The 13,872-nt window shown below is 38.8% G+C and carries 19 protein-coding genes and 1 other annotated feature; of the genes, 18 read left to right on the plus strand and 1 reads right to left on the minus strand.

Annotated elements, in window-relative coordinates; genetic code table 11:
* Window positions 1-13 precede the first annotated feature (13 nt).
* From mreC to AC1FXZ_RS18610, 5 genes are all read left to right on the plus strand, one after another.
* Window positions 14-889 carry a rod shape-determining protein MreC gene (gene mreC, locus AC1FXZ_RS18590; RefSeq protein WP_480056446.1) on the plus strand — a complete coding sequence of 292 codons (876 nt, stop codon included), beginning with the start codon at window positions 14-16 and terminating at the stop codon, window positions 887-889.
* Window positions 886-1,410, plus strand: coding sequence for a rod shape-determining protein MreD (mreD, locus tag AC1FXZ_RS18595; protein ID WP_480056448.1), 525 nt, complete (start codon window positions 886-888; stop codon window positions 1,408-1,410). Before mreC ends, mreD begins: the two co-directional genes overlap by 4 nt.
* A gap of 164 nt (window positions 1,411-1,574) precedes the next feature.
* A complete protein-coding gene (minC, locus tag AC1FXZ_RS18600) occupies window positions 1,575-2,258 on the plus strand; it encodes a septum site-determining protein MinC (RefSeq protein WP_480056450.1) in 684 nt (227 codons plus the stop codon).
* Window positions 2,259-2,378: 120 nt separating this feature from the next.
* On the plus strand, window positions 2,379-3,173 hold the full coding sequence (gene minD, locus AC1FXZ_RS18605) for a septum site-determining protein MinD (protein ID WP_480056452.1): 795 nt from the start codon (window positions 2,379-2,381) through the stop codon (window positions 3,171-3,173).
* Window positions 3,174-3,475: 302 nt separating this feature from the next.
* On the plus strand, window positions 3,476-4,000 hold the full coding sequence (locus AC1FXZ_RS18610; protein WP_480056454.1) for a MogA/MoaB family molybdenum cofactor biosynthesis protein: 525 nt from the start codon (window positions 3,476-3,478) through the stop codon (window positions 3,998-4,000).
* An 86-nt stretch (window positions 4,001-4,086) separates the two neighbouring features.
* Here the strand turns inward: AC1FXZ_RS18610 and AC1FXZ_RS18615 are convergent, their stop codons facing one another.
* Window positions 4,087-5,010, minus strand: a complete 924-nt coding sequence (locus AC1FXZ_RS18615) for an aldo/keto reductase (protein WP_480056456.1) — start codon at window positions 5,008-5,010, stop codon at window positions 4,087-4,089.
* Window positions 5,011-5,322: 312 nt separating this feature from the next.
* On the opposite strand from AC1FXZ_RS18615, the gene AC1FXZ_RS18620 reads away from it, so the two are divergent.
* From AC1FXZ_RS18620 to arsC, 13 genes are all read left to right on the plus strand, one after another.
* A complete protein-coding gene (locus tag AC1FXZ_RS18620) occupies window positions 5,323-6,117 on the plus strand; it encodes a peptidoglycan DD-metalloendopeptidase family protein (RefSeq protein WP_480056458.1) in 795 nt (264 codons plus the stop codon).
* Window position 6,118: 1 nt separating this feature from the next.
* Window positions 6,119-6,982 carry a M50 family metallopeptidase gene (locus AC1FXZ_RS18625; RefSeq protein ID WP_480056740.1) on the plus strand — a complete coding sequence of 288 codons (864 nt, stop codon included), beginning with the start codon at window positions 6,119-6,121 and terminating at the stop codon, window positions 6,980-6,982.
* Window positions 6,983-7,091: 109 nt separating this feature from the next.
* Window positions 7,092-8,594 carry an Rne/Rng family ribonuclease gene (locus AC1FXZ_RS18630; RefSeq protein ID WP_480056460.1) on the plus strand — a complete coding sequence of 501 codons (1,503 nt, stop codon included), beginning with the start codon at window positions 7,092-7,094 and terminating at the stop codon, window positions 8,592-8,594.
* A gap of 63 nt (window positions 8,595-8,657) precedes the next feature.
* Window positions 8,658-8,731: a sequence feature (ribosomal protein L21 leader region), on the plus strand.
* A gap of 12 nt (window positions 8,732-8,743) precedes the next feature.
* Window positions 8,744-9,052 (plus strand): 50S ribosomal protein L21, encoded by a 309-nt coding sequence (rplU, locus tag AC1FXZ_RS18635; protein WP_034626944.1) that lies wholly within the window; start codon window positions 8,744-8,746, stop codon window positions 9,050-9,052.
* Between the two features lie 5 nt (window positions 9,053-9,057).
* Window positions 9,058-9,399, plus strand: a complete 342-nt coding sequence (locus tag AC1FXZ_RS18640) for a ribosomal-processing cysteine protease Prp (protein ID WP_480056462.1) — start codon at window positions 9,058-9,060, stop codon at window positions 9,397-9,399.
* A gap of 5 nt (window positions 9,400-9,404) precedes the next feature.
* Window positions 9,405-9,683, plus strand: a complete 279-nt coding sequence (rpmA, locus tag AC1FXZ_RS18645; RefSeq protein ID WP_480056464.1) for a 50S ribosomal protein L27 — start codon at window positions 9,405-9,407, stop codon at window positions 9,681-9,683.
* A 181-nt stretch (window positions 9,684-9,864) separates the two neighbouring features.
* Window positions 9,865-10,038 carry a hypothetical protein gene (locus tag AC1FXZ_RS18650; protein ID WP_480056466.1) on the plus strand — a complete coding sequence of 58 codons (174 nt, stop codon included), beginning with the start codon at window positions 9,865-9,867 and terminating at the stop codon, window positions 10,036-10,038.
* Between the two features lie 12 nt (window positions 10,039-10,050).
* A complete protein-coding gene (locus tag AC1FXZ_RS18655) occupies window positions 10,051-10,785 on the plus strand; it encodes an MBL fold metallo-hydrolase (protein ID WP_480056468.1) in 735 nt (244 codons plus the stop codon).
* Between the two features lie 151 nt (window positions 10,786-10,936).
* A complete protein-coding gene (locus AC1FXZ_RS18660) occupies window positions 10,937-11,368 on the plus strand; it encodes a disulfide oxidoreductase (protein WP_480056470.1) in 432 nt (143 codons plus the stop codon).
* Complete coding sequence (locus tag AC1FXZ_RS18665) at window positions 11,365-11,835, plus strand: thioredoxin family protein (protein WP_480056472.1); 471 nt, start codon at window positions 11,365-11,367, stop codon at window positions 11,833-11,835. The genes AC1FXZ_RS18660 and AC1FXZ_RS18665 overlap by 4 nt, the downstream gene beginning before the upstream one ends.
* A gap of 130 nt (window positions 11,836-11,965) precedes the next feature.
* Window positions 11,966-12,316 carry an ArsR/SmtB family transcription factor gene (locus AC1FXZ_RS18670; RefSeq protein ID WP_480056474.1) on the plus strand — a complete coding sequence of 117 codons (351 nt, stop codon included), beginning with the start codon at window positions 11,966-11,968 and terminating at the stop codon, window positions 12,314-12,316.
* Window positions 12,317-12,345: 29 nt separating this feature from the next.
* The gene (gene arsB, locus AC1FXZ_RS18675; protein WP_480056476.1) at window positions 12,346-13,407 is read left to right on the plus strand and encodes an ACR3 family arsenite efflux transporter; all 1,062 of its coding nucleotides are present in this window, start codon (window positions 12,346-12,348) and stop codon (window positions 13,405-13,407) included.
* 26 nt (window positions 13,408-13,433) lie between these two features.
* Window positions 13,434-13,859 carry an arsenate reductase (thioredoxin) gene (gene arsC, locus AC1FXZ_RS18680; RefSeq protein WP_480056477.1) on the plus strand — a complete coding sequence of 142 codons (426 nt, stop codon included), beginning with the start codon at window positions 13,434-13,436 and terminating at the stop codon, window positions 13,857-13,859.
* Window positions 13,860-13,872: the final 13 nt, after the last annotated feature.

Here is a 13,872-nt window from a genome sequence, read left to right on the forward strand (position 1 = left end):
GTAGGTGTCTGGCATGCCATCCTTCTTTTCAAACAAAAAATTAATTATTCTTCTGGTCAGCATTATCATATTGGTTGCCTTGATTGGTTATTCGAGAACAGATCGAGAACAGATTACAGGACCAGAGCAAGTGGTGAGAGATGCTGTTGGATGGGTGCAGACTATTTTTACGAAACCCGCGTATGCTGTAGCGGGTTTCTTTGAAAATGTCCAAGACATCCGCCATATTTATGAAGAAAATAAACTGTTGAAATCGCGACTAGAAGAGTACGCACAAATTTCTGTTGAGCGAAATTTGTTACGAAATGAGAACAATACATTAAAAGACATGCTTGAACTCGAAGAAAGTCTAAACGATTATCTAATGAGGTCTGCTGTTGTCATTCACCGTAGTCCAGATCGTTGGACAGAATACATTGGTTTAAATAAAGGTTCTGATGATGGAATTGAGCCCAATATGGGTGTGATTGATTCAAATGGAGGGTTAATTGGAAAAGTAAAGCAAGTGAGTGAGTTTTCCTCTAGAATTCAATTATTATCAGATAATGACCGTACGAATCGGGTCTCGGCGATGATCTCGATTGATCAGCCTGAGTACGGATTTATCGAAGGCTATGATGCTGAATCGGGAATGTTAATTATGCGTAAGATCGACATTGAGGCAGAAATAGAGGAAGGCGTAATGGTAATGACATCTGGCAAAGGTGGCATTTATCCAAGTGGACTATTAATTGGTGAAATCGTTCGGGTTGAACCTGACGAGTATGGACTAACGCAAAATGCATATATTGAGCCAACAGCTGATTTCTATGCCTTAGACTATGTTTACATTATTGAAAGAACGAGTACGTCATTAGATCCGGATCTGTTAGAGGAGGAACAATCGTGAGTCGTTTCTATATTCCTGCACTTGTCTTTATTTTGTTGGTTATAGAAGGTACTCTGTTTCAAATTATTACTCCTTCCCATCATGATATTGAAGTCACAATCGTTGCACGATTTATTGTGGTTATGATCGTATTTATTGGGATTCATTTTGGTCGCTATAGTTCAATTATGTATGGAATTATCTTTGGTCTGATCTACGATATTGTCTATACGCAATTGCTTGGTGTGTACATGTTTGGATTTGGTCTCATAGGGTATGCTTTTGCTTATACATACAAGCGAGTACAGGATTCATTTTTGTTCCAACTTTTTTTAGTCCTGCTCGCTGTTTCGTTATTTGAATATTATCAGTTTGGTTTGTATAGGTTAATTGGACTAGCTGACATGGAATCAGTTGTTTTTTTTCAGGAGCGCTTTCTTCCTAGCTTACTAATAAACTTAGCTTTTGCTATTGTGATTTATTATCCTGTTAAAAGACTTTTTGCCCATGTTGAAAAGCAAGCGAAATTCCGTGAAAAGTAATAATACGACATAAAATACGGTGAATTTTCTACATCTTCTTCAAATGAAGAAGGGTTTTAAAGGTTGTTTGTTGAATTAACGTATCATCACTGTTTTCTCGTTTTACTCGGGTAGTGACTTGGTGACGAGCAACGAAGGTGAGTGAGGCTGAGGTGAACACAACAATGGTTCAGAAGAAGCAATATGTTACGATAAAAGGTACGAAAGAAGGACTTATTTTCTTATTGGATGATAGTTGTTCCTATGAAAACTTATTAGAAGAGTTAGTGGAGAAACTATCATCTAAGCATTATCAACAAGCCGAAGGTCCTAGTGTTCAGGTGAAAGTTGATATCGGTTACCGATTTCTTCAGGAACACCAGCAAGAGGAGCTAAAGCATATTATTACAAAAGGCCGAAATTTAGCTGTCGAACAGTTTGAATCTCGTGTTCTATCAAAAGAAGAATCAGAGAAATTGCGTCAGGAGTCGCAAACGGTAACGTTAATGAGGATTGTGCGTTCGGGACAAGTACTGAGAGTAAATGGTGACGTATTGCTCATTGGGGATGTTAATCCAGGAGGAACTCTTATTGCAAATGGAAATATTTACGTTATGGGGGCTCTTAGAGGAATTGCTCATGCAGGATTTGAGGGAAATGAAAGAGCTGTTATCTCGGCATCGCTTTTAGCACCCTCTCAGTTAAGAATTGCTAATGAGATCAAACAATTTGATAGAGAACAATCCAATGAGCATATGATGGCAAGTGCTTTTTTAGATGATCAAAAAATGATTCAAATAGGTAGAGTTCAACAACTAGGTCAAACTCATCCAGAGCTTGCCAAAAATCAGACACAAGTACTTGTCTAATGGCTATTTAGATTTGCTAGTCTTTTTAAGTTTTTATGAGAAGGCTGCTACTGAGTGGACCGTTGTAATCATCTTTATGCATACGCAATTATACACTGAATTGAGAAAGGGGTCATCAACGTGGGAGAGGCAATCGTCATTACAAGTGGAAAGGGTGGCGTTGGGAAAACAACAACGTCTGCTAATATTGGCACAGCCCTTGCGCTTTCGGGGAAGAAAGTTTGCTTAGTGGATACAGACATCGGACTCCGCAATCTTGATGTTGTCATGGGTCTTGAAAATCGGATTATATATGACCTCGTTGATGTGATAGAAGGTCGTTGTAAGCTTAAACAAGCACTGATTAAAGATAAACGCTTTGATTGCTTATACTTACTGCCTGCTGCACAAACGAAAGATAAAACGGCTATTGAACCAGAGCAAATGAAGAAGATTGTTGATGAGTTAAAACAGGAATACGATTATATTCTCATTGACTGTCCTGCTGGTATTGAACAAGGGTTTAAAAATGCTGTTGCAGGAGCTGACCGTGCAATTGTGGTTACGACTCCGGAAGTGTCTGCTGTTCGTGATGCTGACAGGATTATTGGGCTTCTTGAACAGGAGAGCGTGGAATCTCCAAAATTAATCGTGAATCGCATTCGAGGTCATATGATGAAAAATGGAGATATGCTAGATGTTGATGAAATAGCTTCAATTTTAGCGATAGACCTCCTAGGAATCGTTGTAGATGATGATGATGTTATTACACATTCGAATAAAGGTGAGCCAATAGCTCTACATACAACGAGTAAAGCTTCGATTGCATACCGAAATATTGCAAGAAGAATTCTTGGTGAAACGGTACCACTTATGTCACTTGACGAACAACGTGGTATGTTTGCAAGAATTAAAAAGATTTTTAGTGTTAGATAATAAAAAGCAAGTGGCCTATGGCCCTTGTTTTTTTGTTTGTATGAGAACAAATCTGCTTTATATGATTGAAATTTGTGCACCTATTTTTTGAATAGCATTAATATTAAATATTCATATTTCGTCATTATAGTTGATTTTTTGTTAGTAGGTAGCATTAGAGGGGGTGAGAGGATAAACGCTTCTTATCCGTCACTTTCTTGGCACCGTAGTAATTATTTGACAAACTTAGGTAACAGAGGCAAAGGGGCTGTGTTATGATAGTTCTCAAGAATGTGGTTTTTAAAAAATAGGAGGCCAAATTAATGACAATGATGGAAGAACATTTGGAAGAAACTACAAAGAGCATCCGTTGTATGGTACTTACGGTTACTGATTCATGTTCATATGAGGATGATGAAAGTGGTGCATTGATCAGATCAATGTTAGAAGAAAAAGGTCACTGTGTTTCAGAATATCAAATTATTAATGCAGAATACAGCTTGATTCAACATTGGATTAAAATTGCAGCCATTCGAGCAGACGTTGATACCATTTTAATTACAGGTGGAACGGGAATTGCTTTACATGATACGACACACGAAGCTGTTAGAGATAGTCTTGATAAAGAAATGCCAGGGTTTGGAGAGTTGTTTCGCCATTTAAGCTTTAAAGAAGAGATCGGTACAGCTGCGATTTTGAGTCGTGCAATTGCAGGTGTACGTGATGGGAAGGCGATCTTTTCAATGCCTCGACCGACAGGAGCAATTAAATTAGCGATGGAAAGAATTATTCTCCCTGAATTAGGATCGGTTATGAAAGAAATCCTGATGGATAAAGTCAGAGTCTAAGAAAAAGGCTGTTTGAGACCTATGCTCAAACAGCCTTCTTTTGCACCTGTCGCTTTAGTGTGTTAAAGAGGTGTCTGACCCCCGTTTTATCTGTGCTGAGTATAGAATGTTTGTTTTGTGTGCTTTTGTAGCCATTGAAACTCTTCTGTTGATAGTTGATTTCCTTTAAAAATCGCATGGGTATTTGCTTTGACTTGTTCAGCGCTGCTTGCACCAGCAACGACAGAGGCGACGATAGGTGATGAAAGGCAATAGTTGAGTGCGACAGTTTGTAGTGGTCTTTCGTGCAGGAGTTCATCCTTCATCGCAGAACGTAATGAGACAATGTCATCATAAGAGTAATTGAGGTAGCCTTTTTGTTTTATCGAGTCAGACATGTTAGAAAGTGGGCGATTCGTTAGAATTCCTTTGGCAACAGGTCCCCTTGCGACTACGCTGATTTTGTTCTTCTCTAAAAATGGAAATAATTCCTCAGGACGGCGGTCAAGTAAGTTATATTGCATCATAATACTTACAATTGAAGAACGTTCTACATATTCACGAATAACATTTGGTCGAATTGAAGAAATTCCATAATAGCGAATCAGCCCTTCTTTCTGTAACTCTTCAAACGCATCGATCGTCTCATCAATATTATCTTCAATCGTTCCCCCGTGTAGTTGGTATAAATCGATGTAATCAGTTTGGAGCCTTTTTAGACTGTCTTTAATAGCTGAGACAATATGTTTTTTGGAAGGGTCCCAAGTCCATCCTTCAACTCCTTGTTCAAAGCGATTTCCAACTTTAGTCGCTACCACGAGATCTTTTCTTTTTTCCTTAATGATCTCACCAACTAACTCTTCATTTAAACCTTGGTCATATAGGTCAGCAGTATCTAGGTAGTTGATGCCCATGTCAAGTGCTGTTTCTATAATATGTTTTGCATTACTTTGATCGGTACCGAGGCTCATGCACCCAAGCCCGATTTCGCTTACATAAAGATCAGAGAGTCCAAGTTTCCGTTTCTCCAATTTTTTGTCTCCTCTCAAAAATAATATTTTTTACCAGTAAACGTTAATAGAGCTAGAAGGAAAAGGTGAAACCCAACCTTCTGAGTAAGAATCGAAAGCAACTCAAGGAAGGCAATGGCTCCACACGCTGCGCGCTTTGAATGAGAAGCTCGCTCATTCAAAGCTTAAAGAAAGCAGCGGTTACGCGCATTGCATAGAGCTAGAAGGAAAAGGTGAAACCCAACCTTTTCCTTCTAGCTCTATTATGTCATAAGAGAGGCGGACAAGTCATATAGTTAAGTAAATCTAGTACGTAAAAGGATGGGGGAGCGTATGTCCAAAAATCTTAATAAGGTTAGGAGAAAGCTTGAAAATAGAAGGCGTCAAATAAATCATAATGTGAAACAGCGTGAGCGTTCGGTACCGATGTTGCTTAATCGTCATGAGGATGCGAGGGAAGAGCCAGATTTTTATATGCCTCCATCTACAGAGAAAGAGCCGAAGGAAAAAACTAACAAAGGTGATTTATTTCTATTTCGATTGATGCTTGCTGTCTGTATTTTCTTAATGACTGCTATTCTGTTTCAATCTAGTGTCCCACAGGCTGAGGGAGTAAGGCAGTTTGTAAAGCAATCCTATGAACAGGAGATTCAGTTCGCTTCGATTGCCAATTGGTATGAAGAGCAGTTTGGCCGCCCACTTGCTCTTGTACCTATGAATCAAGATGTTGCACAAGGAGATCCGAATGAACAAGTTGAAATGGTTTACGCCGTACCAGCTTCTGGAACGATAAGTCAAGATTTTGATCAAGACGGTAGGGGCATTTTAATTGAAACAGGAATGAACGCTGAAATCGAGGCGGTTAAAGGTGGGCAAGTAATCAAAGTAGGCGCTGATGAGGAAGGTCGAGACATCGGAAAAACAGTGACTGTCAAACACTATGATGGAACGGAGGCTGTTTATGGGATGTTAGATCAGGTTGATGTGAATTTGTATGACCATATTCAAGCAGGGTATAAAATCGGTAGCGTATCAACTAATGAACAAGCCCAGAAAGGAATTTTTTACTTTGCCCTAAAAGACGACGACCAATACATTAACCCTAGTGAAGTTATTTCATTTGAGTAACATGAAAGAACTTTTCGCAAAAATTAAAGTAAATCCTTTATTTTGGTTTGTTCTTGGAGTCGGGGTCTTGACAGGTTACTTTCGGGAAGTATTGATGATCTTTAGTATTGTTTTTATTCATGAGATGGGACATGCGATTGCAGCCCATTTCTTTAAATGGCGAATAAATAAAATTGAGCTATTACCATTTGGGGGCGTTGCTGAAGTTGAAGATATGGGCAATCGTCCTTTTCATGAGGAATTTATCGTGATTATTGCTGGACCGTTTCAACATTTATGGATGATCCTGTTATCTTATTTTTTAGTCCAGTTTCCGTTCTGGACTAGCACGGATCATCATCTGTTTGTTTGGCATAATGTAATGATTCTATTATTTAATTTAATTCCGGTCTTACCTCTCGATGGAGGACGACTTGTCCAGTTAGGATTTACGTACTTTTTTCCTTATGTACATGCATTAGCGTATTCGCGTTGGATGTCTTGTTTGGTTTTACTTGTTATGATTGGTGTAAGTGCCATTTTGTTTCCTTATCATTTAAATTTATGGGTGATAATCTCGTTTTTAATGATTGCAAATTATTTAGAATGGAAGCAACGGCATTATCGGTTTATGCGTTTTCTCATGTCTAGGAGATCCAGTGAAACAAAAGATAGAAAAAAAGCAGTATTAGCTGTACGAGATACGATTTCAATGCGTGAAGCGATGAAGAAAATAAAAAGAGGTCGGTCTCATTTATTTAAGGTGTTTCAATTGAAAACGGGAGAACACCATATGATTAGTGAAAAAGAGTTGATCCACCGACTCTTTCAAGATAATAGGCCTCACATACCGTTGTCAACATTGTTCTCAAATAATAAAAAATGATTGAAAAGTCGTGCCCACTATATGTGGTTTCACGACTTTTAATCGTGAAACTGTTACAATGGGATAAAGATGAATTAAGAGTTGTACAATCTTAAAAGGGGCTTTTCCATTGAAGAAAATTTATTTTAATATGGCAACGAGAGAAAGAAGAGCGGCTGTTGTAGAAGATGGTCAAGTAGTTGAATTAATGGTTGAACGTACGCTTGAAAATCGTATCGTTAGTAATGTATATAGAGGGCGAGTCGTAAATGTGTTACCAGGAATGCAAGCTGCCTTTATTGATATTGGTCGTGAGAAAAACGGCTTTCTTTACCGAGATGATTTACTATCGTTTCACTTATCAAATGAGGATGAAGAGAAGAAGAAAGAGCGGAGTATTTCTGAGTTTGTGAAACAAGGAGAAGAGTTGTTGGTTCAAGTCACGAAAGAAGGCTTTGGCTCAAAAGGACCTCGTCTGACTGGAGTGGTGTCGTTTCCAGGTCAATTTCTTGTTTATATGCCTGAAGGAGATTATGTGGGCGTGTCGCGCCGGTTCTCAAATGAAAGAGAAAGGGAGCGCTGGAGAACGTTTGGGGATAACGTTACAGAAGGAAATGAAGGTCTCATTATCCGTACATCTTGTGAAGGGAAAGATTTCGAGGCAGTTACTCAAGAGCTTCGATTTTTACGCAAATTATGGAAAGAGCTTTGGAAAGACGGAAAAGACAAGAAAGCGCCTGCGTTAATTCATCAAGACTCTGGGTTGATTGAACGTATCGTGCGCGATTTCTCTTTTTCCACGATCGATGAAATTGTCGTTGATCATATTGATGAATATATACTGTTGAAAGAGTTGCTTGAGCCATTTCCTGCTTTGCATCAAGCAGTTACGCTTTATCGTGAAAAAGAGAATATTTTTTCAGCTTATGGCATTGAAAAGGATTTTGAACGAGGATTACGCAGACAGATTTGGCTGAAAAATGGCGCGTATTTAATGATTGATCAGACCGAAGCGTTAACAGTCATTGATGTTAATACTGGGAAATTCACTGGAAAAACAAATTTACAAGACACGGTGTTAAAAACAAATCGAGAGGCGGCAAAAGAAATTGCAAGGCAGCTTCGTCTTCGTGATATATCCGGTATCATAGTAATTGACTTTATTGATATGAAGCGAGCAGAAGACCGTGAACATGTACAAGCCGTCTTTGAGAAAGCATTGAAACAAGATCGGACGAAAACCAATGTACTTGGGTTTACAGGACTCGGTTTGCTTGAAATGACTCGAAAAAAAGTTCGGCAAAACCTTCAAGCAAGTTTGTCAAAGCCTTGTCCCACTTGTAGTGGCAAAGGAGTTGTGCTCTCTGATGAGGCACAAGCATTCAAAATTGAAAGACAGTTATGGGAGTACAGGGGAATGTCAGATGAAGCAGTTGTGTTAGAACTTCCGGCTTCTGTATCCACTGTTCTGTTTGGTCAAAAAGGTGAACACTTAAAACGATTAGAGGAAGCGCTCGGATTTCGAATCTTCGCTTACCCTAACCGAAAGACAAAAGAAGAGTTTTTTGCGATCCGATATATTGGTGATATTGTTGAGGCAACAGCACAGTTGGAGCGTCTAAAAACAAAATAAATCCGTTGACATATTTTGAAGAAATATGCTACAATAGCGCTTGTTAGTTATTTGGTCGCACCCAAACAACTATAACCGCACAGAGCAGGTTTTTAAAGGCTTTTTGCCTACCTGGGATGGCGAGTCTGAGTATATGAGGAGGTGCAAGTATGTACGCAATTATTGAAACTGGTGGTAAACAAGTTAAAGTTCAAGAAGGCCAAGAAGTTTACATCGAAAAATTAGACGCAGAAGCTGGTGAAACAGTTAGCTTCGATAACGTTTTATTTGTAGGTGGCGATGAGGTGAAAGTTGGTGCTCCATACGTTGAGGGCGCAACTGTAACGGCTAAAGTTGAAAAGCAAGGTCGTGCAAAGAAAATCATCGTTTGGAAAATGAAAGCTAAGAAAAACTACCGTCGTAAGCAAGGTCATCGTCAACCTTACACAAAAGTGGTAATCGAAAAGATTAACGCATAAGTGTTATGATTACGGTTGAGATTACACGGAACGACGAACGTAACATTGTCTCTTTTACGATGAGTGGACATGCTGACGCTGGTCCGCATGGTCATGATATCGTTTGTGCTGGAGCTTCAGCCGTCTCTTTTGGATCCGTCAATGCAATTGCTGCACTTTGTGAAGTAGAGCTTGATGTTGAAATGGAAGACGATGGTGGCTTTCTCCGCTGTCATGTTCCAAACGAATTGGATGAAGTGACATTTGAGAAAGTCCAGCTTCTACTTGAAGGGATGCTTGTATCCCTTCAGTCGATTGCTGAAGAATACAGCCGTAATATTCAAGTTAACGAAACATTCGGGAGGTGAATTCCATGTTAAAAATGAACCTTCAATTTTTCGCATCGAAAAAAGGGGTAGGTAGTACAAAGAACGGACGTGACTCAGAATCTAAGCGTTTAGGCGCTAAGCGTGCTGACGGTCAAGCTGTAACAGGTGGTTCTATCCTAGTACGCCAACGCGGAACACGCGTATATCCTGGTGTGAACGTAGGTAAAGGTGGAGACGATACACTATTTGCGAAAGTAGACGGCGTTGTGAAATACGAGCGTGTTGGTCGTGATCGCAAGCAAGTGAGCGTATATCCTGCATAATTGTTGAAAAAAGTTCTTTTGTAGCACTCTAGTTGCAAGAGAACTTTTTTTGTTGTGTAGAAACGTTATTATGATTGATGGTTCTTGTGCAAAGTATAAGGTTTAATTATCGTCAAAGTGTGTATAAATAAAGAGTAGAGGGCGACTAGCCACTAGTTTTTTATGGTGGTTCTCGATTCAAATGGGGAAGGTGTTAGATGTGACTAGCGAAAAAGAACAAGAAACTATTAAGCAATTGCAAAAGTGTGTTTCAGATGCTCAAAAAGAAAATGAACAGAAGAAACTAATGACGGAAATTGCATTGATTACAGAAAGAGAACGGATAGAAGAAACGACCAATCAGCAAACGAATTAGGGAGTGAGTTAATTGAAACTAACGGTTGTTGGTTATTGGCATGGTTATCCTGAAAAAGGAGAAGCAACGTCAGGATATTTGATAGAAGAAGGCGAGAGCAAAGTGTTACTTGATTGTGGAAGTGGTGTACTTTCCTCACTGCAGAACTATTGTCAACTTACTGATTTAGATGCGATTGTTTTATCGCATTATCACCAAGACCACCAAGCCGATATCGGACCTTTTCAATATTCGCGAATTATTCATAAAGGTATGGGTACAAGCATGAAAGATGTAACGGTTTATGGTCACCGTGAGGATGAATTTGCTTTTTCGAAGTTAAAGTATAAAGACTTAGTTAAGGCACAAGCATATAGTGACCAGTATCCAGTTCAAGCAGGCCCGTTCACTTTTACTTTTTTTAAAACAGATCACCCAGTCCCGTGTTATGCGGTGAAAGTGGTAAGCAAAGGCAAAACGCTTGTATACACAGCGGATTCAAGCTTTTTCCCTGGGCTTGCTGAATTCGCTAAAGGAGCAGACCTCCTACTCGCAGAGTGTACTGGATATAAAGGAGATCAAATAGCGCAGTATGGTCATATGACAAGTGAAGACGTAGGTAGATTGGCAAAGTTAGCACAACCAAAACAGCTGATTTTGACTCATCTACCTCATTTTGGAGATCATCAACTATTGATTAAAGAAGTGGCAGAACAATTCCCAGGCGAGATCAAGCTAGCTTCTTCAGGTTTAGAAACTAATCTATAAATTAACATCACTTTTGAAGTAGAAAGTGATGTTTTTTGTTTTTTAAGATAGAAGTACAAAACTTTCATTGCCAATGTTTATTACTAGTAAAGTATTGTAACTATCTGTATAATGAATCTGGAATTGAATCTATTAGAAGCGAGGATAAACGATGAACAAACGAATTGAGAACCTTAGTGTTGTAGCTTGGTTAACATCGTTAATCGCTACACTTGGATCTTTGTACTTTTCTCAAATTAGATTGTTTGAACCATGTACATTATGTTGGTATCAGCGCATTCTCATGTATCCACTCGTCATTATCCTTTTAATTGGTATCATAAAAAAAGATGCAACAGCTGCTCTTTATTCAGCAATCTTCTCTTTTATTGGGCTCTGTCTATCAAGCTATCATTATGCTATGCAGAAGCTTGCTTTTTTCGCCCAAAATGCGCCTGCCTGTGGCCGGATACCATGTACGGGACAATATATTAATTGGTTCGGTTTTATTACGATACCATTTTTAGCTTTAGTAGCGTTTACGATTATTTTTATTTGCAGTCTGATGATATTGAAAGCAACAAAGGAGGAACAAGCTTCATGAAGAAAGTAGTGATTTTTGGTAGTGTAGTCCTGGTAATATTTATTGCTCTTGCGATTGTATCGAACATGCAGCAAACACAACAAGCAGCAGGAAATCCGTTTGGTAAAGAACGGTTAGACCCTGCGACAATTGGTTTAATGGATGATCCTAATTATCAGAATGTAATCTTACCTGATGAATTAGAAGAAAAGCTTTCAAATGACGAAACTGTGACCGTATACTTTTATAGCTCTACATGTCAATTTTGTCGGGAAGCTACCCCAAGGCTCGTACCTTTAGCAGAAGAGAATGAAATAGACCTCGTGCAATACAACTTGTTAGAATTTGAACAAGGATGGGATCAGTACAACCTCCAATCGACACCGACTGTGGTACATTATGAGAATGGATCTGAAGTCGCTCGTGTTGAAGGAGCTGTGTCAAATGGAGAATTTCAACTGTTTTTTGATGAGTATGTAAATAAGTAATGAAAGAATCTAAAGGGTAGTTGTGGAATTTACATTCTGCGTCTATCCTTTACTTTTTCTTTACATTTAATTAATTGTATATATAAGCATATAGTTATATACTTTATTTGAGCAGAAGGGAGATGATCTTTTGAAAGATGTCCATGCAAAGGTAGAAGTTGATACAGCTGCAAAAGTGTTAAAGCTTTTAGGTGATAAGACGCGTTTAGCAATGATAGCGATGTTATCTGAGGATGAGTGTTGTGTGTGTGAATTTGTTGAACTGTTTCAAATGAGTCAACCTGCTGTTAGTCAGCATTTACGTAAGTTACGCGATGTTGGTCTTGTTGAAGAACAAAGAAAAGGTCAGTGGATATTTTATCGACTTAATACTGATCATGAAGTTTTCCCAATGGTTCAAACGCTACTTACCTTTCTACCTGAACAAAAAAGTAAGCTTATTGAATTAGAGAAGCGTGGCTTGCGTGTAAGCTGTGATTAAAAAAAGAACAAGGGAAGGAGTTGGAGAGTATGAGCAATGACAGTGGAAAAGGCATAGGTTTTTTTGAACGGTATTTAACGATTTGGGTGATCATTTGTATTGTGATCGGGGTTGCAATTGGTCAATTCTTACCTGCTATTCCAGAGACATTATCACGTTTTGAATATGCCCAGGTTTCGATTCCGGTAGCTATTTTAATTTGGTTGATGATCTATCCGATGATGGCTCAAGTTGATTTTAGTTCAATTGTGAATGCAGGGAAGAAACCAAAAGGATTAGTGATCACGATTGTCGTCAACTGGTTAATTAAGCCTTTTACAATGTTCTTTTTTGCATGGTTGTTTTTAAAAGTGATTTTTGGAGGGATTATCCCTGCTGATTTAGCAACCGAATATATTGCTGGTGCTGTTTTATTAGGAGCTGCACCTTGTACAGCGATGGTCTTTGTCTGGAGTTATTTAACAAGAGGGGATGCTGGATACACACTTGTTCAAGTGGCAATTAATAACTTAATTTTATTAGTTTTATATGCTCCTATTGTAATGCTCTTATTAAGGGTAGGAAATGTAAATGTACCGTTTGATACGGTGTTTCTTTCAATTGTGCTTTATGTTTTAATCCCTTTAATTGCTGGATATGTATCTCGCGTTTTGATTATCAAAAAGAAGGGGAAAGAATGGTTTGAAAATGTTTACCTAAAAACAATTGGGAAATTTACAATCGTTGGTCTTTTGTTAACACTTATTATTTTGTTTTCATTCCAAGGCGATGTGATTATGAGTAATCCTCTGCACATTGTGTTAATTGCCGTTCCATTAACGATCCAAACAATTTTTGTCTTTGCCATTGCTTACTTTTGGGCAAAGTACTGGAGAGTAGGTCACAGTGTTGCAGCACCTGCAGCAATGATTGGTACGAGTAATTTCTTTGAATTAGCAGTAGCAGTAGCAATTGGTCTATTCGGCCTTCATTCCGGGGCAGCATTAGCAACGGTTGTAGGGATTTTAGTTGAAGTGCCACTTATGTTATTCCTAGTAAGAATTGCGAATAATACGAGACATTGGTTTCCGGCAAAGCTTGAAACTAATTAATATAATTATGTAAGGAGACTAGCAATATGACACAAACAAAACCGATTATCTATTTTCTTTGCACAGGAAACTCTTGCCGTAGCCAAATGGCTGAAGGATGGGGCAAAAAATACTTAGGCGATAAATATGATGTTTACTCAGCTGGAATTGAAGCACACGGTGTGAATCCAAATGCGGTAAAAGCAATGGCAGAAGTGGGTGTTGATATTTCAGGTCAAACGTCAGATACGATTGATCCTGAGATTTTGAAAAAAGCGGACCTAGTTGTAACACTTTGTGGGCATGCCAATGATGTTTGTCCAGCAACACCACCTAATAAAGAGCGCGTTCATTGGGGGTTTGATGACCCTGCTAAAGCAGAAGGAACTGATGAAGAAAAGTGGGCGTTCTTCCAACGTGTACGCGATGAAATTGGCGAACGCATCAAAACGTTCGGCGAAACAGGAAAATAAGAGAGAGGGGGTC

Source organism: Halalkalibacter sp. HAAS-P014, from assembly GCF_056619965.1.